We start from the raw sequence: 17,889 nt of genomic DNA, 5'->3' as shown, positions 1-17,889 counted from the left end.
TCTACGCATTCGGGCATCTGGCGCGCGCAGCGCCCGGCCGTGCGCTCCTACAATAGCCGCCATAACAAACCAACGAGAAACAAACCATGTCGTTTGAGGCGTTTGCACCGTTTCGCGTGATGGTGCAGGACACCGACATCTTCGGTGTCAAAGGAGGCGCGGGGCCGCCGCTTCTGCTGCTGCACGGCCATCCGCAGACCCACATGATCTGGCATCGCGTCGCCGCGACGCTGGCGAATCATTTCACGGTGATCGCGACCGACCTGCGCGGCTACGGGGCGTCGGGCAAGCCGCCGAGCGATGCGCGGCATGCGCCGTATTCGAAACGCGCGATGGCGGCCGACCAGGTCGCCGTGATGCGGCATTTCGGCTTCGAGCAATTCCACGTGTGCGCGCACGATCGCGGCGCGCGCGTCGCGCACCGGCTAGCGCTCGATCATCCGGCGGCCGTCGAGCGGATGATGCTGCTCGATATCGCGCCGACGCTCGCGATGTACGAGCAAACCGATCGCGCGTTCGCGACCGCGTATTTCCACTGGTTCTTCCTGATCCAGCCGGCACCGTTGCCCGAGACGCTGATCGAAGGCCGCACCGACGCGTACATCGAGCGCGTGATGGGCAACCGGTCCGCCGGGCTCGCGCCGTTCGCGCCGCAGGCGCTCGACGCGTATCGCGACGCGCTCGCGCAGCCGGGCGCGGTGCATGCGATGTGCGAGGATTACCGCGCGTCGGCGACGATCGATCTCGAACACGACCGCGCGGATCTCGAGCGCGGCAACAAGGTCGCGTGCCCGCTGCGCGTGCTGTGGGGCGAAAACGGGATCGTCGGACGCTGCTTCGATCCGCTCGCTGAATGGCGGCGCGTCGCGCGCGACGTCAGCGGCCGCGCGCTCGACTGCGGCCATTACATTCCGGAGGAGGCGCCCGTCGCGCTGATCGACGAGCTGCTCGCGTTCTTCGAGGCGCGCGACGCGGCCGCGTGAGCGGTGCCTGCCGCCGCTTCTAGCGGGTGAGCCTGCCGCGCGGCGGCGGTCAGCGGCGCGCGGCGGCGTCGTCGTCGACCAGCGGCGGCAGGCGGCGCGGCACCGGCGTCGATTTCACGATCGCCGTGCTCGTTTCCGCGCGTTCGGTGACCTTCGCCAGGATGTCGTCGAGGTGCTCGATCGTGCGCAGGTAGAGCCGGCAGATGAAGCAGTCCTCGCCGGTCACCTTGTCGCATTCGACGAATTCCGGAATCCGCCGCAGCACCTCCTCGACCAGATGCAGCTGCCCCGGCAGCGGCTTCACGCGAACGATCGCCTGCAGCGTGTAGCCGAGCGCGCGCGGGTCGAGTTCGACGGTGAAACCCGCGATCACGCCCTGCGCTTCGAGCCGTCGCACGCGGTCGGCGGTCGCGGGCGCCGACAGCCCGATCTGGCGCGCCAGTTCGCTGGTGGCGATGCGCGCATCCTCGGCGAGCGCCGCGAGAATCGCGCGGTCGGTCGCATCCAGCGACGCGACGGCGGGCGGGGAAAGGCGTTTCGACATGATCGCTTTGCTTTCGAAGGTGAATCGGCGGTTTCGCTTCAGTTTAGTCGTGGATGCAAGGAAAGCAAGTTCCTAGAATCGAAGTCATCCTCTCTCGTCAAACGGAGTCCATGATGGCCTCGAACGAAATCCGCCGCGGTGCCGCCGAGATGGTCGTCGCGATGCTGATGTCCGGCACGATCGGCTGGCTCGTGATGTCGTCGCAGCAACCGCTCACCAACGTCGTGTTCTTCCGCTGCCTGTTCGGCGCCGCGACGCTCGCGATCGTCTGCGCCGCGCTCGGCTTCCTGCGTCGCGCGCTGTTCTCGCCGCGCATGCTCGCGCTCGCGACGCTCGGCAGCGTCGCGATCGTCGCGAACTGGCTGCTGCTGTTCGCCGCGTATTCGCGCGCGTCGATCTCGATGGCGACCGCCGTCTACAACACGCAGCCGTTCATGCTCGTCGCGCTCGGCGCGATCGTGTTCCGCGAACGGATCAGCGCGTCGACGATCGCGTGGCTCGCGCTCGCCTTCATCGGGCTCGTGTGCGTGGTGCGCGTCGAGCCGGCCGTGCTCGCGGTGCCCGGCGAATATCTCGAAGGCGTCGCGCTGTCGCTCGGCGCGGCGTTCCTGTACGCGGTGTCGTCGATCGTCACGAAGCACCTGAAGGGCACGCCGCCGCATCTGCTCGCGCTGCTGCAGGCCGGCCTCGGCATCGTGCTGCTCGCGCCGTTCGCGCATTTCGGCAGCTTGCCGGCGACGGCCGCGCAGTGGCTCGACCTCGTCGTGCTCGGCGTCGTCAACACAGGCCTGATGTATGTGCTGCTGTACGGTGCGATCCAGAAGCTGCCGGTCGCGATGACGGGCGCGCTGTCGTTCGTCTATCCGGTCGTCGCGATCATCGTCGATCGCGTCGCGTTCGGGCAGACGCTCGCATGGACGCAGGTGCTCGGCGCGCTGCTGATCCTGCTCGCGGCGGCCGGCGTGAATCTCGGCTGGCGCATCGTGCCGGCGCGTCGCGCGGCGGTCGGCAACTGAAACGGTCGTGCGATTCGGCTTGCCGCTACGGCTCGCCGCTACGGCGCGTTGCCGACACCCGCCGGCGGCGTGTCGGCAACCGGAGATTGCGCGCGCGAAGTGCTGTAAGAAGTTGTAGGGAAACACCCGATGCGACGCTGCGGCGTCGCTCGTATGATGCGGGCTGTGACGTTGATCACGTTCACAGGATTCCGATCTCATGCCGTTCGCCAGGCAGGCCGAACGGCATTTTTTTATGCGCCGCTGCGCGCGAGCAGCCGCCGCCGCGCGTCGAGCCGCGCGAGCAACAGGCGCCTCGCGTCGTCGTCGGACGCGCGCCATCCCTTGATCTCGTCGCGCGTGCGCAGGCAGCCCGCGCACCAGTCGGTGCGCGGATCGATCCTGCAGACGTCGGTGCACGGCGACGCGACCGTGCCGGCCGTTACCGGAACGTCGCTCATGCGTCGTTGCGCAGCGCGACGTCCGCGACCGGCGCGCCCGTGAGCGATACGAGTTCCTGCGGCGACAGGTTGAACACCGCGTGCGGATGGCCGGCGGCCGCCCACAGGCTGTCGAGTTCGAGCAGGTCGGCGTCGATCAGCGTGACCGGTTCGACGAGATGGCCGATCGGGCAGACGCCGCCGATCGCATAGCCGGTGTTGTCGCGCACGAATTTCGCGTCGGCGCGGCCGACCGCGCCGACTTGCGCGGCGACTTTCTTCTCGTCGACGCGGTTCACGCCGCTCGCGACGACCAGCACCGGCAGGCCGTCCGATTCGCGGCGAAACAGGATCGACTTCGCGATCTGCGCGACGGAGCAGCCGAGCCCGGCCGCGGCCTCGGCGGACGTCTTGCCGGTTTCGGCGAGCATCACGATTTCTTTTGAATGACCGCGTTCGCGCAGCAGCAGCGCGACGCGTCGCGCGGAATCGGGCAGAGAGTCGAATGAAGCGGGTGTCGTCATGGGGTATCCGTGAATGTCGAGGTCATGCGCAGCTCGGCGCGTCGGCCGCGCTTTGCGCCTTGGCGAGCAGCGCGCGACCGGCGCGCGACACGTTCGCGCGGCCGATCGCGTTCGAGATGAAGTCGCCGGCGGCGACCACTTGCGCGAGGTCGATGCCGGTGTCGATGCCGAGGCCCTGCATCAGGTAAAGCACGTCCTCGGTCGCGACGTTGCCGGTCGCGCCCTTCGCGTACGGGCAGCCGCCGAGCCCGGCGACCGATGCGTGGAAGATCTCGATCCCTTCGAACAGCGCCGCGTAGATGTTCGCGAGCGCCTGGCCGTAGGTGTCGTGGAAGTGGCCCGACAGCCGCTCGCGCGCAAACACGCGCGTGACGGCCGACAGCACTTCGCGCGTGCGCTTCGGCGTGCCGACGCCGATCGTGTCGGCGATGTCGATCTCGTCGCAGCCGAGCGCGGCGAAGCGTTCGACGACGTCCACCACCGATGCGACCGGCACGTCGCCCTGGTACGGGCAGCCGAGCGCGCACGACACGCTGCCGCGCAGCCGCAGGCCGGCATCCTTCGCGGCCTTCGCGACCGGCTCGAAGCGCGCGATGCTCTCGGCGATGCTGCAGTTGATGTTGCGCTGCGAGAACGCCTCGCTCGCCGCACCGAAGATCACGACTTCGTCCGCGCGTGCGGCGAGCGCATTCTCGAAGCCCTTCAGGTTCGGCGTGAGCACCGAGTACACGGTGCCCGCGCGACGCTCGATGCCGGCCATCACGTCGGCGCCGTCGGCCATCTGCGGCACCCATTTCGGCGACACGAACGATGCGGCCTCGATATTGCGGAAGCCGGCGCGCGACAGACGATCGACGAGCGCGATCTTCACGTCGGTCGGCACGAAGGTCTTTTCGTTCTGCAGCCCGTCGCGCGGGCCGACTTCGACGATCTTGACGGCGGTAGGGAACGTCATGGTTGTCTCCAGTTTGGTATGGGCGGAATTCAGTAGCCGCGCGCGTAGTCGACGATGCCGCCGACGCGCTCGCCGCGCTCGAGCGCGCGGATCTTGCCGGCGATCTGTTCGACGGCTTCGTCGCGCAGCGTCTCGGCCGAGCTGTGCGGCGTGATCGTGATGCGCGGCGTGTGCCAGAACGGATGATCGGCCGGCAACGGCTCATGCTGGAACACGTCGAGCGTCGCGGCGGCGATCCGGCCGCTCGCGAGCGCGTCGAGCAGGTCGGCCTCGACGAGATGCGCGCCGCGCGCGACGTTCACCAGGTACGCGCCCGGCGCGAGCCTTGCGAAGGTGCGTGCCGACAGGATCCCGTCGGTATCGCGCGTGCTCGGCAGCAGGTTCACGAGCATCTTCGCGCCGTCGATGCATGCGTCGAACGCGTCGTTGCCCGCGAACGTCTCGACACCGTCGAGCCGTTTCGGGCTGCGGCTGTAGCCGCGCACCGGCAGGCCGAGCGCCGCGAGCGCCTGCGCGACCTGCGCGCCGAGCACGCCGAGGCCGAGCACCGCGACGGTGAAACTCGCGCGCGCATGCGGCTCGAGCACCTGCCAGCGGCGCTCGCGCTGCAGCGCGTCGTATTCGTCGAAGCGGCGCAGATAGCGCAGCGCCGCATGCGTCACGTATTCGATCATCTGCCGCGCCATGCCCGAATCCTCGAGCCGCACGAGCGGCACGTCGCGCGGCAGCGTGCCGGGATACTCGCGCTCGAGCGCGAGCAGCGCGTCGACGCCCGCGCCGAGATTGAAGATCGCGCGCAGGCCGTCGCGCGGCGCGAACAGCTCGCGCGGCGCGCGCCAGACGAGCGCGTAGTCGGCGGCGCCCGTGTCGCCCGGCTGCCATGCGCGCAGCTCGGCCTCGGGCAGCGCTTGCGCGAGCGCGTCGCGCCATGCGTCGGCTTCCTGATGCGGCGAATGGAACAGGATCTTCATGCGTCTACTTCGCGAACAGCTGGCCGATGTCGGCGAACGCCTTGAACTCCAGCGCGTTGCCGCACGGATCGAGGAAGAACATCGTCGCCTGCTCGCCGACCTCGCCCTTGAAGCGGATGTGCGGCTCGATCACGAAGCGCGTGTGCGCGGCCTTGAGCTTGTCGGCGAGGGCGTGCCACTCGTCCATCGACAGCACGACGCCGAAATGGCGCACGGGCACGTCGTCGCCGTCGACCGGGTTCACCGCGCTCTTGCCGGTTTCGTCCGGCGCGAGATGCGCGACGAGCTGGTGCCCGAAGAAGTCGAAGTCGACCCATTGTTCCGAGCTGCGGCCCTCCGGGCAGCCGAGCAGGCCGCCGTAGAACGCGCGCGCGGCGGCGAGGCTCGACACGGGAAAGGCGAGATGGAACGGGCGCAGCGCGCCGGCGGGCGTAGCGGACATCGGGCGTCTCCTGTCGATCGGAACCGGCGCGGCGGCGCCTGGTTCGATCCGATGCAAGGCAAGCGGGAAGCCCACATTCTACGGTTTCGCGGCGCGTTGCGCCGCTGCGAGGCGGCCGGCCCGCACCGGGCGGCGCGTGCCGGCGGGCGTCCCGGCGGCCTTCCCACGCAAAAGCAAAGCACAAAATATTGGTTCGGCCGTCGCGCGCGCCGCGCCACAATCGAATCTCGTCTTCAAGCAAAGCAAGCGAGGGCAATCATGCGCGCATGCAGCAAATCGGCGTGGCCGCCGCGGCTCGTGACCGTTCCGGGCCTGCACGGCAGCGAAGGCGCCCACTGGCAGACCTGGCTGGAGCGGCAGTTCCCGCGTTCGCTGCGGGTCGAGCAGGCCGACTGGGATGCGCCCGATCTCGCACGCTGGGCGCAGTCCGTGCGCGCGCTGCTCGAGCGCGAGCGCGGCCCGTTCGTGCTGGCCGCGCACAGCTTCGGCTGCCTCGCGGCCGCGCATGCGCTCGCGCAGTGGCCGCAGGCGGCCGAGGTCGCCGGCGTGCTGCTCGTCGCGCCGGCCAGTCCGAAGAAATTCACGTTCGCGGGGCCGTTCGACGCGCGCCGGCTCGCGGTGCCGTCGATCGTGATCGGCAGCGAGACCGATCCGTGGATGCCGCTCGCCGATGCGCGCACGCTCGCGCAGCGGCTCGGCAGCGCATTCGTCAACCTTGGCGACGCGGGACACATCAACACCGCGGCCGGCTTCGGCCCGTGGCCGCGCGCGAAATACTTCATCGACACGCTGGTGCACTGCGCGGCGCCGCTGCGCTTTCGCGACGCGGACGACAGCTTCGACGCCGCGCTCGTCGACCGCGCGCTCGCGCACGCGATCTGACGCTCACGCACCGCGCGGCAACGGCCGCGCAGCGCGTGCCGCCGGCGCTTACGACGCGGAGACGGGGCGCACGGCGGCCGGATCGGAGTAGCTCGGCCGGCCGTTCTCGACGTGCCCCGCGAAGCGGCGCGAGAACGTGCCGTTCGCGCCGTCGCTTACCGTCACGTCATACCAGTGGTGGCTCGACGCGAGCGCCCATTGCTCGACGTGTTCGTCGCCGCCGTGCAGCGTCACCTGGCGCGCGGGCGTGCCATAGGCGTTGTCGGCGAGCGTCAGCGTCACGTGCCCGGTGCCGTGGTTGCGCAACTTCAGGTACAGGTTGCCGTTCGCGATGTCGTAGCCGGCCTTCACTTCCGGCTGCGCATGATTGCGGCGGCGCGCCGTCGCGGCCGACACGTTGCCCGCGAACATCCGCACGAAGCCGTTCGGCCCATACACCGAGAACGAATACGCGCCGTTCGTCTCCGTCAGGTCGAAGTCCGCGTGCAGCACGCGGCGCGCGCCGACCGTGTAGCGCCACGGGCCGTCGGTGCGGTTCGTCGCGTACACCTGGAAGTGCGCACCCTGGTTGCCGCGGTTCGCGAATTCGATGCGCAGCGTGTTGCCGCCGTAGATGCTCGCGTTCACGTGCAGCTCGTACGGCAGCGCACGCGCGGGGCGCACGCCGGGCTCCTGCGGATCGATCGGCGACGGGGTCGCGGGCACGGTAGGCGCGGGTTGCGACGTGCATTGCTGGTCGGCGATCGTGCGGTACTGGCTCGTGTCGGGCAGCGTCGGGAACGTCGCGTCGGACGAGCGGAAGTCGAACGCGGCGGTGAGGTCGCCGCAGACGGTCCGGCGCCACGGCGTGATGTTCGGTTCGTCGACGCCGAAGCGCTCGCCGATGAAGCGGATCACCGACGTGTGGTCGAACACCTGCGAGCACACGAAGCCGCCTTTCGACCACGGCGACACGACCGTCATCGGCACGCGCGGCCCGAGGCCGTAAGGCAGGCCGTCGGCCGTGTAGCTGCCGCCGCGGCCGGGATTCACGACCGTGTGCAGCTCGCCGTCGGTGGTCACGGTCGATGCGCCCTGCGCGGCCGACGTCGGCGGCTGCGGCGGCACGATGTGATCGAAGAAGCCGTCGTTCTCGTCGTACATGATGAACAGCACGGTCTTCGCCCATACGTCCGGATTCGCCGTGAGCGCGTCGAGAATCTGCGACGTGTAGTTCGCGCCGTACGCGGGCGTGTATTTCGGGTGCTCGGAGAAGACGGCGGGCGGCAGCAGCCACGACACCTGCGGCAGGCGGTCGTTGATCACGTCGTCCTTCAGGTTGTCGAGCGTGCGCACCGTCTGCGCGCGCTGGTACAGCGACGAGCCCGGCTTCGCGTTGATGAAGTTCGTGAAGTTCTGCAGGATGTTCGTGCCGTAGTTGCCGTTGTACGGATCGGCCCACGTCAGCCCCTGCTGGTAGATCTGCCACGACACGCCGCGCGCCTCGAGCCGCTCGGGGAAGGTCGTCCACGACAGCAGCTGGTACGCGGGCGGCAGGTCGCCGTCGACGTAGTCGGCGTTGTCGAGCAGCGGGCCGCCGAACTTGCCGGTCGGGTCGATCGTGCCCGTCATCAGATACGAGCGGTTCGGGTGCGTCGGCCCCGGCAGCGAGCAGAAGTAGTGGTCGCACACGGTGAACGCATCGGCGAGCGCGTAGTGGAACGGGATGTCCTCGCGCACGTGATAGCCCATCGTCATGTCGGACTTGTTCGCGGGCCACTGGTCGTAGCGGCCGCCGTCGATCGCCGCGTGGGTCTTCGCCCACGAGTGGTCGAGCGCGCCGAGGCATTGCGCGCTGGTCGTCTTCGTGTCGAGCCGGAACGGCAGCACGGGCTTCGCCGGGTCTTCCTTCGACGGCTGGTACCACACCGGCTTGCCGTTCGGCAGCGGGATCGGGAAGCGGTCGTTGTAGCCGCGCACACCGCGCAGGTGTCCGAAGTAATGGTCGAACGAGCGGTTCTCCTGCATGAACACGACGATGTGCTCGACATCGCGGATCGTGCCGGTGCCGCGCGCGGCCGGAATCGCGAGCGCGCGGCGGATCGATTCGGGGAACGCGTTGAGCGCGACGGCCGCGCCCGCGGATTGGGCGACGGTATGCAGGAAACGGCGGCGGCTGGATGACGTCATGTTATTTCACCTCGGTTCTGCGATCGGGGGGCAGGGACAGCAACGGCGGGATCAATGTGCCGGCGATGCGGCGACGCCGGACGCGCCCGCGTTCGTCGCGGACTTCGTGTCGTCGTCATCGTCGGGCGGGTAGTGAACGACGGGCGGCGCGAGCGGTGCGGCATCGGACGCGGCGGCGCTCGGGCCGCTGTTGAACGCACTCGCGGAGCCGGTCGATGCGCCGGCTTGCCGGGAGGCGTCGTCGGCCGCGTGCGCGTCGTGCGGCGCGTCGTCGCTGCAGGCGGCGACGAGGGTGGCGGCACATAGGACGACGAGGGCGACGCGACGCATGACTTCTCTCCTGGCAGGCGGATCGGGAAACGTTTCCGAGTATGCCGGTGCGATGCGACGATTCGGTGAATCGTTTGCGACCGGAGCATGATCGCGAAATGCTTTCGCCAACCTGACCGCTCGCTTTCGCGGAAAGGCGCATCCATGCATGGCGGAATTTTCCAGCGGATGCAGAAGCTGCACGCATTTGCATGCGCGTGCGGTGCGACGACCGCACACGCGCGATGCGTGCGCGTGCACGGCATCGGCGAGACGGCCGGTAAATCTGTGGCGATCGGCGCTCGATGCATCGCCGCTTGCGCCGCAAAGCGGGCATTTCTTGCCGTCTCGCCAGCAGGCAGCCAGTTGCGCGCCAGCGTGGCGCCATGCAGGCGCCATCGGCGGCAAACCGGCACGGTGCGCCGTGCGCCAGCCCCCTTCGATGTCGCCCACGGCCCGTTCGCGGCACCGGAATTGCTCTCTGCGCCGATGCGCGTGTCGTCCCGCGCGGCCATCCGGGCCCGGGGGCATCTGCGCGTCCATCAACCATGGAGCGAGCAGCAGCCATGTCCAGCGATCCATCCGATTTTCCACCGGCCGAACCCGCGCGCGATGTTGCCCCGTCGCCGCTGGGAGCCGGCCGGTCTGCGGCGCCGCCGTTGGCGCACGATACGCCGCCGAGTGCCGCGCGGCGGCGCTTTCTGCAATCCGCGGCGGCGGCGACGGTCAGCGCCGCGTCGCCCGTCCATGCGCAGCCGCCGTACGCGGCGCCGCCATCCGCGGTCACGCACCGCGACGCGGTACCCGCGCAGCCCGTTCGTCTCGACATCAACGGACGCGAATACGCGCTGCAGCTCGAGCCGCGCGTCACGCTGCTCGACGCGCTGCGCGAATACGCCGGGCTCACGGGCACGAAGAAGGGCTGCGATCGCGGGCAGTGCGGCGCATGCACGGTGCTCGTCGACGGAAGGCGCATCAATGCGTGCCTGACGCTCGCGGTGATGCACGAAGGCGAGCGGATCACGACCGTCGAAGGGCTCGCGCGCGGCGGCGTGTTGAGCCCGGTGCAGCACGCATTCATCGAACACGATGCATTCCAGTGCGGCTATTGCACGTCCGGCCAGCTCTGCTCCGCGACCGCGCTGCTCGACGAATTCGCGGCGGGTGCCGCGAGCGCCGCCACCGGCGACGTGCGGCAGCGCCCCGCGCAGCTGTCGGACGACGAGATTCGCGAGCGCATGAGCGGCAATCTGTGCCGCTGCGGCGCGTACCCGAACATCGTCGCCGCCGTGCGCGCCGCGCACGCGGCCGCCACCTAGGGGCCAGCGCAATGGAAGCGATCACATACGAACGTGCGACGGATGTCGCCGGTGCGGTGCGGGCGGCGCAGCGGCCGGGCACGGCGTTCATCGGCGGCGGCACGAACCTGCTGGACCTGATGAAGGGCGGCGTCGCGCGGCCGGTCACGCTCATCGACATCACGCGCATCGAAGGTCTCGACACGGTCGATGCGCTGCCCGGCGGCGGATTGCGCATCGGTGCGCTCGTGCGCAACAGCGACGCGGCCGATCATTCGCGCATCCGCGCCGACTATCCGTTGCTGTCGCAGGCGCTGCTGGCCGGCGCATCCGCGCAACTGCGCAACATGGCGACCGTCGGCGGCAACCTGATGCAGCGCACGCGCTGCCCGTATTTCTACGATCCCGCCTTCGCGCAATGCAACAAGCGCGAGCCGGGCAGCGGCTGCGCGGCGATCGGCGGCCACAACCGGATGCACGCGATTCTCGGCGCCAGCCCGCAATGCGTCGCGGTGAACCCGTCGGACATGAGCGTCGCGCTCGCGGCGCTCGACGCCGTCGTGCAGGTGAGCGGGCCGAACGGTGCGCGGCAGATTCCGTTCGCCACGTTTCACCGCTTGCCCGGCGATCGGCCCGATCTCGACACGACGCTCGACGCGGGCGAACTGATCACCGCCGTGGACCTTCCGCCGCCGCATTTCGCGGAGCATGCGCACTACCTGAAGGTGCGCGACCGCGCGAGCTATGCATTTGCGCTGGTGTCGGTGGCCGCCGCGCTGCGCATGGACGGCCCGCGCATCGCCGATGCGCGGATCGCGCTCGGCGGCGTCGCGCACAAACCGTTGCGTGCCGCGGACGCCGAGCGGCATCTGGCGGGGCGCGCGCCGACCGACGCCGTGCTGCACGAGGCGGCCGCGCTTGCGCTGCGCGATGCGCATCCGCTCGACGGCAATGCGTTCAAGGTCGCGCTCGCTCAGCGCGCGATCGTCCGCGCAGTGAAAATCGCCGCGTCGGCGACGGGAGGTGCCGCATGAACACGCTGACCGGACAACCGCTCGATCGCGTCGACGGCGTACTGAAGGTGACGGGCGGCGCGCATTACGCGGCCGAATTCACCGATGCGCGGTTGGCGCACGCGGTGCTCGTGACCAGCACGATCGCCGCCGGCCGCATCGAGTCGATCGACACGGCGCGCGCACGCGCGATGCCGGGCGTGCTGCTCGTGATGACGCACGAGAACGCGATGCGCCTGCCCAATGGCGGCCGCCCGCCACTGTCGCCGCCCGCCGGGCGCCGGCTCACGTTGCTGCAGGACGACACGGTGCGCTACAGCAACGAGCCCGTCGCGGTGGTCGTCGCCGACACGCTCGAGCATGCGACCGACGCCGCGAATGCCGTGCAGGTGCGCTACCGCGCGAGCGAAGCCGCGCTGGATTTCGCGCATGCGAAGGGTGGCGCGCGCGTGCCGCCCACGCAGCAGGGCCGCCCGATGGACACGCAACGCGGCGACGTGGACGCCGGCCTGCGCGAAGGCGCGGTGCGCGTCGACGCGACCTACACGACGCCGATGCAGCATCACAACCCGATCGAGCCGCACGCGACGATGGCGCACTGGGACGGCCCGACGCTCACGCTGCACGACGCGACGCAAGGCGTGTCGGGCGCGAGCGCGGCCGTGGCCGCCGTCTTCGGCATCGCGCCGGAGCACGTGCGCGTGATTTCGCCGTTCCTCGGCGGCGGCTTCGGTTGCAAGGGCTCGTCGTGGTCGCACGTGTCGCTGTGCGCGATGGCGGCGAAGCAGGTCGGCCGCCCGGTCCGGCTGGTGCTCACGCGCCCGCAGATGTTCGGGCCGGTCGGCGGGCGGCCGTTCACCGAACAGCGCGTCGTGCTGGCTGCCCGCCGCGACGGCACGCTGACGGCGATGCGGCACGACTCGGTCGTCACCACGTCGACCTTCGAGGACTGGACCGAGATGTGCGGGATGCCGTCGCGCATCATGTATGCGGTGCCGAACCAGGCGACCACGCACCGGATCGTGTCGCTGAACGTCGGCACGCCGACCTTCATGCGCGCGCCGGGCGAGGCGTCCGGCTCGTTCGCGCTGGAATCGGCGATGGACGAACTCGCGTGGCGGCTGGGGATGGACCCGGTCGCGCTGCGGCTCGCGAATTACGCGCAGGTCGATCCGCAGGACGGCAAGCCATGGTCGAGCAACGCGCTGCGCGAGTGCTACCGCGTCGGCGCGCAGCGTTTCGGCTGGTCTCGCCGCACCGGCGCGCCGCGCACGATGCGCGACGGCGACACGCTGATCGGCCTCGGGATGGCGGCCGCGACGTATCCCGCGAACCGCAGCGAGGCCACGGCGCGTGCGCGCATTCTCCCGGACGGCACGGCCGAAGTGGCGTCGGGCACGCAGGACATCGGCACGGGCACCTACACGGTGATGACGCAGGTCGCCGCCGATGCGCTCGGCTTCGCGCTGCAGAACGTGCGCTTCGCGCTCGGCGATTCGAGCCTGCCGCGCGCGCCCGTGTCGGGCGGCTCGCAATCCGCGGCGAGCGTCGCGCCGGCCGTGCGCGAGGCCGCGTTGCAGGCGCGTGCGAAGCTGATCGCGCTGGCGATCGCCGATGCCGGGTCGCCGCTGCATGGTGTCGCGGCCGACGACGTCACGGTCGACAACGGCTGGGTCGTGCATCGCGGCGACCCGTCGCGGCGCGATCCGGCCGCCGCGGTGATCGCGCGTGCGGGCGGCCGGCCGATCGACGCGCTCGCGACGACGAAGCCGGGCGACGAGAAGTCGCGCTACGCGAGTCATTCGTTCGGCGCGGTGTTCGCCGAAGTGCACGTCGATGCGGAACTCGGCACGATCCGCGTGGCGCGCATCGTCGGCGTCTACAGCGTCGGCAGCCTGCTCAATGCGAAGACCGCGCGCAGCCAGCTGATCGGCGGGATGGTGTGGGGGCTCGGCACGGCGCTCGAGGAAGGCTCGCATCTCGACGTGCGGCACGGCCGCTTCACGAACGCGAATCTCGCCGAATATCACGTACCGGTGAACGCGGATATCGAGACGCTCGACGTCACCTTCGTCGACGAGCACGACACGCATTTCAATCCGCTCGGCATTCGCGGAATCGGCGAAATCGGGATCACCGGCGTGCCGGCCGCGATTGCGAACGCTGTCTATCATGCGACGGGTGTGCGCGTGCGCGACCTGCCGATCACGCTCGACAAGGTCGCGATGCCGATGCGGGGTTGATCGCTCGCTACCGCGCGAACAGCGGCCAGGTGGCAGCCGCGACCAGCGCGGCCGCGAGCCAGACCACGCTCCACGAGCTGACGGCGAGCAGCGGCGGAATCGCGAGCGGCGTTGCGAACAGCCCCAGATAGACGATCGTGTTCGCCATCCCGAGCGCGGTGCCCGCGTGGTTCGCGCCCGCGAGCGTCGCGAGTTCGGTGTACGCGACGCCGTGCCACGCCGACACGCAGATGCCGGCGAACACGAGGATCGCGACGATCGCGGCGAGCGGCACGTGCGGGCTGCCGGCGGTCGCGGCCGCGAGCAGCGCGAACGAACCGGCCGCGACGCAGACCGACCCGCGCAGGTACGCACGCCGGTTGCCGTGCCGGTCGGTATGGCGGCCGCTCCACACGCGCATCACCATCGCGCCGAGTTGCAACGCGACCATCGCCGCGCTGATGCCCGCGAGGCCGAGCCGGCCGAAATCGTGCAGGAACACGGTCGCGAACGTGAGCACCGCGAACTGCGGCGCGCACAGCGCGCCGATGCCGAGCACGATGCGCCATACGCGCCCGCTCGCCAGCGGACTGCGCGCGGGCGCGGCCGACTGGTGTTGCTGCTGCACGGCGGGGCGGTGCGCGCCGGCCGGTGCGTCGGGCGGTTCGTGCAGCCAGCGCCACGTGAGCGCGGCCGATCCGGCGCACAGCAGCATCAACGCGCCGTACACCGCGGCGAAGCCCGCATGCGACGCGAGCGACGGCAGCAATGCCGCGCCGACGCCGCCGCCGAGCGGCACGGCCGTCTGGCGGATGCTCATCGCGAGCCCGCGTTCGCGTTCGCCGAACCAGCGCATCACCGCGCGGCCGCTCGACCCGTTCACGCTGCCGCCGAGCAGGCCGACGCAGCACATCGCCGCGACGACGCGCATGAGCGGCGGCACCGCATGCGCGTTCGGCACGATCGTGGCCACCATCAGCGCGAGCATCGCGGCCGTCGCGACGAGGCCGGTGAGCAGCACGCGACGATCGCCGAAACGGTCGGCGGCGATCCCCCATGGCAGCTCGGACAGCGCGACGCCGAAGCCGAGCGCGCCGAGCACGAGGCCGAGCGCGCCATTGTCGAGGTGGTAGGCCGAGCGCATCCACACGGCGGTGGTCGGAATGCCGGCCGCGGCGGCGGAAAAGCTCATGTTCGCGGCGACGCCGGCCGCGAGGACGCGCCAGCGATGGGCCGGGCCGCGCACGGCGTGCGCGGGCGAGGACGGAGAAGCGAGGCAGGAGGTATCCATGGCGACGGAATCCGTGTGGAAATTGACAGCGCCAGTGTGACGACCTACATTCATCCTGAAAATCGGAAAGTTTTTGATGAATCGTTCGATAAAACGGGATGATTGAGATGTCCGGACAAGACAATGCCCACGCGGCGCCCGACGCCACGCTGGCCCGCCCGAACTTCGACGTCGCGGCGTTGCGCAGCCTGGTGGCGGGCGTGGATCTCGGCAGCTTCGCGAAGGCCGCCGATCGTGTCGCGCGTTCGTCGTCGGCGGTGAGCGCGCAGATCCGCAAGCTCGAGGAACAGGCCGGCACGCCGTTGTTCGTGAAGGCCGGGCGCGGGCTCGCGCTGACCGATGCCGGCGACGCGATGCTGCGCTATGCGCGGCGGATGATCGAGCTGAACGACGAAGCGGCCGCCGCCGTGCGCGGCGTGAATCTCGACGGCTGGGTGCGGGTCGGCCTGCAGGAGGATTTCGGCGAAGCGATCCTGCCCGACGTGCTCGGGCGCTTCGCGCGTGCGCATCCGAAGGTGAGGATCGAGGCGCGTGTCGCGCGCAATGCCGAACTGCTCGAGCGGCTCGACGCGAACCAGCTCGATCTCGCGCTCGTGTGGGGCGACCCGGCGTCGGCGACGCTGGTGTCGCGCGCGGGCATCGACAGCGACGCGATCGCGCAGGTGCCGATGCAGTGGATCGCGGCCGTCGGCGCGAGCGGCCTCGGGATGCCGGACGGCGACGGACCGGCCGAGGCGGCCGACGACGGCGGCGCGCGTCTTCGTGCGATGCGCGCGGCGGGCGAGCCGCTGCCGCTCGTCGTGTTCGACCGGCCGTGCCGCTTCTTCGGCGCGGCGACCGATGCGCTCGATCGCGCGGGCGTGCCGTGGCGCGTCGCGTTCACGACGCCGAGCCTGGCCGGGTTGTGGGCCGCGGCGGCGGCCGGCCTCGGGCTGACGGTGCGCTCGCACTACGGGCTGCCCGCGTCGGTGCGCGTGCTCGATGCGCCGTCGTCCGGGCTGCCGGCGCTGCCGAGCCTGCCGCTGATGTTGCTGCGGCGTACGTCGTCGGCGACGCCTACCGTGGAGCGGCTCGCGCGGATCGTCACGCAGGCGGTGCGGGAAGCGACGGCGGGGGAGCGGGCGGTGCTGGCGGCGTGACGTCGGTGAACGTGCATGCGGTCGGCTGGACATTCGGCCTATTGGAGGGACGGGCGAATGTCGTAACAATGGCGGATCACTTCACGGAGGCCATCATGCCCATTGCCACTGTCCCCGAAGCCACGCTCGACCTTCAGCGGCTTGTCGATGCCGCGATCGCCGGCGAGCGCGTCGTGATCATGCAGGACGGCAAACAGTCGGTCCGGCTCGTGCCGCTCAAGCCGATTCATCATTACGGGCTTCTCGAGGGACAGATACGGATCGCTGACGACTTTGACGCACCGCTTCCCGATGACTTGCTGGATGCGTTCGAAGGAAAGTGATGCGGTTGCTATTCGATACGCACATCTTTCTCTGGATATGGGCCAACGATCCGAAACTGAGCGCTCGCGCGCGCAATCTGATCGCCGAAGCCGACGAAGTATTCATCAGCAGCGCCAGCATCTGGGAAGTCGCGATCAAGGCCGGAACCGGGAAGCTGGACGTGGATGTTGATCGGATGGTCGAGGCAATTGCGATGAGCCGGTATCGGGAGTTGCCAGTTCGGGCCGCGCACGGCGCAGCCGTGCGCTATCTGCCCCATTACCATCGCGACCCGTTCGACCGTTTGCTGGTGGCGCAGGCTTCGTCCGAACCGATGCTGCTCATAACGGCTGACAGCCGTCTTTCGCAGTATGGCTCGTCGAGAGTGTTGACGGTCTGAAACAGTTTCGGAGTGAAATCCTACGCTGCCGCGATAAGCGGCGCTGATGCCTCCAGTGCCGCGCACAGCTTGCCGAGCCTTTCCCGCAATCCCTCGCTCGCCGGCACGAACGGCAACCTCAACCCGTCCTCGCACCACCCCTGCGCGGCCAGCACCGCCTTCACCGGCGCCGGATTCGGCTCCGCGAACAGCCCCGCGACGAGCGGCTGGAGTGCCACCGACAATCGTCGCGCATCGGCAAGGCGCCCGTCGCGCAGCAGCGCATGAATGCGCACGTGCCATTCGGGCAGCACGTGCGCGCTGCTCGCGATCGCGCCGTGCGCGCCGGCGCACAGCGCGGCGAAGTTCTGGTTGTCGTCGCCGGAGAGGATCGCGAGCGGCGTGTCGTGCACGAGCCGGCTCATCCGCTCGAGCGTCCCGCCGCACTCCTTGATGCCCGCGACGCGCGGATCGCGCGCGAGCGCCTGCAGCGTTTCCAGCTCGACGTTCACGCCGGTGCGGTACGGGATGTTGTAGACGAGGACCGGCAGGTCGGCCGCCGCGACGATCGCTTCGATGTGGCGGCGGATGCCGTCCTGCGTCGGCCTCACGTAGACGGGCGGCGTGACGAGCAGGCCGTCCGGCCGCAGCGCGGCGAGTTCGCGTGCGCGGGCGGCCGCGAAGTGCGTCGCGCTCGCGGTGAGCCCGACGACGATCGGCAGGCCGGGCACCGCATCGCGCAGCGTCGCGAATACCGCCTCCTGTTCGCGCGCGTCGAGCAGCACGCCTTCACCGGTCGTCGCGCCCGCGACGAAACCCGCGATGCCCGCCGCCGCAAAGTGGCGCGCGAGCCGCGCGAGCGCGCGATGGTCGACCTCGCCGTCGTGGAACGGCGTGACGAGCGGCAGCCAGATACCTTCGAAACGTGTGTGCATGAAAAGCCTCATGGTGGAAACGGAGTGGGAAGGAACCGTTCCGCCGGCGGTGAGCCGGAGCGAGGCGTGCGAGCAAGGAGAAAGAAACGACCTGC

The 17,889-nt window shown here is 69.9% G+C and carries 19 protein-coding genes; 9 read left to right on the top strand and 10 right to left on the bottom strand.

What is annotated here, in order from left to right:
• Window positions 1-86 precede the first annotated feature (86 nt).
• Window positions 87-983 carry an alpha/beta fold hydrolase gene (locus tag WS51_RS25165; RefSeq protein WP_059507866.1) on the top strand — a complete coding sequence of 299 codons (897 nt, stop codon included), beginning with the start codon at window positions 87-89 and terminating at the stop codon, window positions 981-983.
• Between the two features lie 49 nt (window positions 984-1,032).
• Here the strand turns inward: WS51_RS25165 and WS51_RS25160 are convergent, their stop codons facing one another.
• On the bottom strand, window positions 1,033-1,527 hold the full coding sequence (locus WS51_RS25160) for an Lrp/AsnC family transcriptional regulator (RefSeq protein ID WP_059768568.1): 495 nt from the start codon (window positions 1,525-1,527) through the stop codon (window positions 1,033-1,035).
• A gap of 113 nt (window positions 1,528-1,640) precedes the next feature.
• Between WS51_RS25160 and WS51_RS25155 the strand changes: the two genes are divergently transcribed.
• The gene (locus WS51_RS25155; RefSeq protein ID WP_059507864.1) at window positions 1,641-2,543 is read left to right on the top strand and encodes a DMT family transporter; all 903 of its coding nucleotides are present in this window, start codon (window positions 1,641-1,643) and stop codon (window positions 2,541-2,543) included.
• A 233-nt stretch (window positions 2,544-2,776) separates the two neighbouring features.
• Here WS51_RS25155 and WS51_RS25150 read toward each other — a convergent pair whose 3' ends face one another.
• Genes WS51_RS25150 through WS51_RS25130 form a run of 5 tightly spaced genes read right to left on the bottom strand, consistent with a single transcriptional unit; the run spans window position 2,777 to window position 5,854 of the window.
• Window positions 2,777-2,983, bottom strand: a complete 207-nt coding sequence (locus WS51_RS25150; protein ID WP_059451596.1) for a DUF1289 domain-containing protein — start codon at window positions 2,981-2,983, stop codon at window positions 2,777-2,779.
• Complete coding sequence (locus WS51_RS25145; RefSeq protein WP_059451595.1) at window positions 2,980-3,486, bottom strand: YbaK/EbsC family protein; 507 nt, start codon at window positions 3,484-3,486, stop codon at window positions 2,980-2,982. Before WS51_RS25145 ends, WS51_RS25150 begins: the two co-directional genes overlap by 4 nt.
• A 22-nt stretch (window positions 3,487-3,508) precedes the next feature.
• Entirely contained in the window at window positions 3,509-4,441 is a 933-nt protein-coding gene (locus tag WS51_RS25140; protein WP_059451594.1) for a hydroxymethylglutaryl-CoA lyase, read from the bottom strand.
• A 29-nt stretch (window positions 4,442-4,470) separates the two neighbouring features.
• Window positions 4,471-5,412 carry a 2-hydroxyacid dehydrogenase gene (locus WS51_RS25135; RefSeq protein WP_059849172.1) on the bottom strand — a complete coding sequence of 314 codons (942 nt, stop codon included), beginning with the start codon at window positions 5,410-5,412 and terminating at the stop codon, window positions 4,471-4,473.
• Window positions 5,413-5,416: 4 nt separating this feature from the next.
• A complete protein-coding gene (locus WS51_RS25130; protein ID WP_060023199.1) occupies window positions 5,417-5,854 on the bottom strand; it encodes a VOC family protein in 438 nt (145 codons plus the stop codon).
• Between the two features lie 258 nt (window positions 5,855-6,112).
• On the opposite strand from WS51_RS25130, the gene WS51_RS25125 reads away from it, so the two are divergent.
• On the top strand, window positions 6,113-6,736 hold the full coding sequence (locus WS51_RS25125) for an RBBP9/YdeN family alpha/beta hydrolase (RefSeq protein ID WP_059507861.1): 624 nt from the start codon (window positions 6,113-6,115) through the stop codon (window positions 6,734-6,736).
• Between the two features lie 48 nt (window positions 6,737-6,784).
• Here WS51_RS25125 and WS51_RS25120 read toward each other — a convergent pair whose 3' ends face one another.
• On the bottom strand, window positions 6,785-8,905 hold the full coding sequence (locus WS51_RS25120) for a phosphocholine-specific phospholipase C (RefSeq protein WP_069229905.1): 2,121 nt from the start codon (window positions 8,903-8,905) through the stop codon (window positions 6,785-6,787).
• Window positions 8,906-8,956: 51 nt separating this feature from the next.
• Window positions 8,957-9,235: a hypothetical protein gene (locus WS51_RS25115; protein WP_059507859.1), complete on the bottom strand. Its 279-nt coding sequence runs from the start codon at window positions 9,233-9,235 to the stop codon at window positions 8,957-8,959.
• Between the two features lie 545 nt (window positions 9,236-9,780).
• On the opposite strand from WS51_RS25115, the gene WS51_RS25110 reads away from it, so the two are divergent.
• From WS51_RS25110 to WS51_RS25100, 3 genes are read left to right on the top strand one after another with little or no spacing between them, the layout of a single operon-like run.
• Window positions 9,781-10,533: a (2Fe-2S)-binding protein gene (locus WS51_RS25110; RefSeq protein WP_060273303.1), complete on the top strand. Its 753-nt coding sequence runs from the start codon at window positions 9,781-9,783 to the stop codon at window positions 10,531-10,533.
• 11 nt (window positions 10,534-10,544) lie between these two features.
• The gene (locus tag WS51_RS25105) at window positions 10,545-11,546 is read left to right on the top strand and encodes an FAD binding domain-containing protein (protein ID WP_059952270.1); all 1,002 of its coding nucleotides are present in this window, start codon (window positions 10,545-10,547) and stop codon (window positions 11,544-11,546) included.
• Window positions 11,543-13,768, top strand: a complete 2,226-nt coding sequence (locus WS51_RS25100) for a xanthine dehydrogenase family protein molybdopterin-binding subunit (protein ID WP_069229904.1) — start codon at window positions 11,543-11,545, stop codon at window positions 13,766-13,768. Before WS51_RS25105 ends, WS51_RS25100 begins: the two co-directional genes overlap by 4 nt.
• Before the next feature lie 7 nt (window positions 13,769-13,775).
• Here WS51_RS25100 and WS51_RS25095 read toward each other — a convergent pair whose 3' ends face one another.
• Window positions 13,776-15,038: an MFS transporter gene (locus tag WS51_RS25095; protein WP_069229903.1), complete on the bottom strand. Its 1,263-nt coding sequence runs from the start codon at window positions 15,036-15,038 to the stop codon at window positions 13,776-13,778.
• 107 nt (window positions 15,039-15,145) lie between these two features.
• Between WS51_RS25095 and WS51_RS25090 the strand changes: the two genes are divergently transcribed.
• The 3 genes from WS51_RS25090 to WS51_RS25080 all read left to right on the top strand — a co-directional run bounded on the left by WS51_RS25090 (window position 15,146) and on the right by WS51_RS25080 (window position 16,880).
• The gene (locus WS51_RS25090) at window positions 15,146-16,177 is read left to right on the top strand and encodes a LysR substrate-binding domain-containing protein (RefSeq protein WP_059768678.1); all 1,032 of its coding nucleotides are present in this window, start codon (window positions 15,146-15,148) and stop codon (window positions 16,175-16,177) included.
• A 95-nt stretch (window positions 16,178-16,272) separates the two neighbouring features.
• On the top strand, window positions 16,273-16,500 hold the full coding sequence (locus WS51_RS25085; protein ID WP_059451619.1) for a type II toxin-antitoxin system Phd/YefM family antitoxin: 228 nt from the start codon (window positions 16,273-16,275) through the stop codon (window positions 16,498-16,500).
• Window positions 16,500-16,880, top strand: coding sequence for a type II toxin-antitoxin system VapC family toxin (locus WS51_RS25080; RefSeq protein WP_059507854.1), 381 nt, complete (start codon window positions 16,500-16,502; stop codon window positions 16,878-16,880). The genes WS51_RS25085 and WS51_RS25080 overlap by 1 nt, the downstream gene beginning before the upstream one ends.
• 20 nt (window positions 16,881-16,900) lie before the next feature.
• Here the strand turns inward: WS51_RS25080 and dapA are convergent, their stop codons facing one another.
• Window positions 16,901-17,794: a 4-hydroxy-tetrahydrodipicolinate synthase gene (gene dapA / locus WS51_RS25075; protein ID WP_069229902.1), complete on the bottom strand. Its 894-nt coding sequence runs from the start codon at window positions 17,792-17,794 to the stop codon at window positions 16,901-16,903.
• Window positions 17,795-17,889: the final 95 nt, after the last annotated feature.

This window comes from Burkholderia territorii (assembly GCF_001718335.1).
GTDB lineage: Bacteria > Pseudomonadota > Gammaproteobacteria > Burkholderiales > Burkholderiaceae > Burkholderia > Burkholderia territorii.
Note: the sequence above shows the minus strand (reverse complement) of the source record. Positions and strands in the feature narration are given on the sequence as shown.

What these genes read in the sequence shown, in the direction of transcription:
- WS51_RS25165 (WP_059507866.1), top strand. Translation starts at nt 87, where the DNA reads ATGTCGTTTGAGGCGTTTGCACCGTTTCGCGTGATGGTGCAGGACACC.
- WS51_RS25160 (WP_059768568.1), bottom strand. Translation starts at nt 1,527, where the DNA reads ATGTCGAAACGCCTTTCCCCGCCCGCCGTCGCGTCGCTGGATGCGACC.
- WS51_RS25155 (WP_059507864.1), top strand. Translation starts at nt 1,641, where the DNA reads ATGGCCTCGAACGAAATCCGCCGCGGTGCCGCCGAGATGGTCGTCGCG.
- WS51_RS25150 (WP_059451596.1), bottom strand. Translation starts at nt 2,983, where the DNA reads ATGAGCGACGTTCCGGTAACGGCCGGCACGGTCGCGTCGCCGTGCACC.
- WS51_RS25145 (WP_059451595.1), bottom strand. Translation starts at nt 3,486, where the DNA reads ATGACGACACCCGCTTCATTCGACTCTCTGCCCGATTCCGCGCGACGC.
- WS51_RS25140 (WP_059451594.1), bottom strand. Translation starts at nt 4,441, where the DNA reads ATGACGTTCCCTACCGCCGTCAAGATCGTCGAAGTCGGCCCGCGCGAC.
- WS51_RS25135 (WP_059849172.1), bottom strand. Translation starts at nt 5,412, where the DNA reads ATGAAGATCCTGTTCCATTCGCCGCATCAGGAAGCCGACGCATGGCGC.
- WS51_RS25130 (WP_060023199.1), bottom strand. Translation starts at nt 5,854, where the DNA reads ATGTCCGCTACGCCCGCCGGCGCGCTGCGCCCGTTCCATCTCGCCTTT.
- WS51_RS25125 (WP_059507861.1), top strand. Translation starts at nt 6,113, where the DNA reads ATGCGCGCATGCAGCAAATCGGCGTGGCCGCCGCGGCTCGTGACCGTT.
- WS51_RS25120 (WP_069229905.1), bottom strand. Translation starts at nt 8,905, where the DNA reads ATGACGTCATCCAGCCGCCGCCGTTTCCTGCATACCGTCGCCCAATCC.
- WS51_RS25115 (WP_059507859.1), bottom strand. Translation starts at nt 9,235, where the DNA reads ATGCGTCGCGTCGCCCTCGTCGTCCTATGTGCCGCCACCCTCGTCGCC.
- WS51_RS25110 (WP_060273303.1), top strand. Translation starts at nt 9,781, where the DNA reads ATGTCCAGCGATCCATCCGATTTTCCACCGGCCGAACCCGCGCGCGAT.
- WS51_RS25105 (WP_059952270.1), top strand. Translation starts at nt 10,545, where the DNA reads ATGGAAGCGATCACATACGAACGTGCGACGGATGTCGCCGGTGCGGTG.
- WS51_RS25100 (WP_069229904.1), top strand. Translation starts at nt 11,543, where the DNA reads ATGAACACGCTGACCGGACAACCGCTCGATCGCGTCGACGGCGTACTG.
- WS51_RS25095 (WP_069229903.1), bottom strand. Translation starts at nt 15,038, where the DNA reads ATGGATACCTCCTGCCTCGCTTCTCCGTCCTCGCCCGCGCACGCCGTG.
- WS51_RS25090 (WP_059768678.1), top strand. Translation starts at nt 15,146, where the DNA reads ATGTCCGGACAAGACAATGCCCACGCGGCGCCCGACGCCACGCTGGCC.
- WS51_RS25085 (WP_059451619.1), top strand. Translation starts at nt 16,273, where the DNA reads ATGCCCATTGCCACTGTCCCCGAAGCCACGCTCGACCTTCAGCGGCTT.
- WS51_RS25080 (WP_059507854.1), top strand. Translation starts at nt 16,500, where the DNA reads ATGCGGTTGCTATTCGATACGCACATCTTTCTCTGGATATGGGCCAAC.
- dapA (WP_069229902.1), bottom strand. Translation starts at nt 17,794, where the DNA reads ATGCACACACGTTTCGAAGGTATCTGGCTGCCGCTCGTCACGCCGTTC.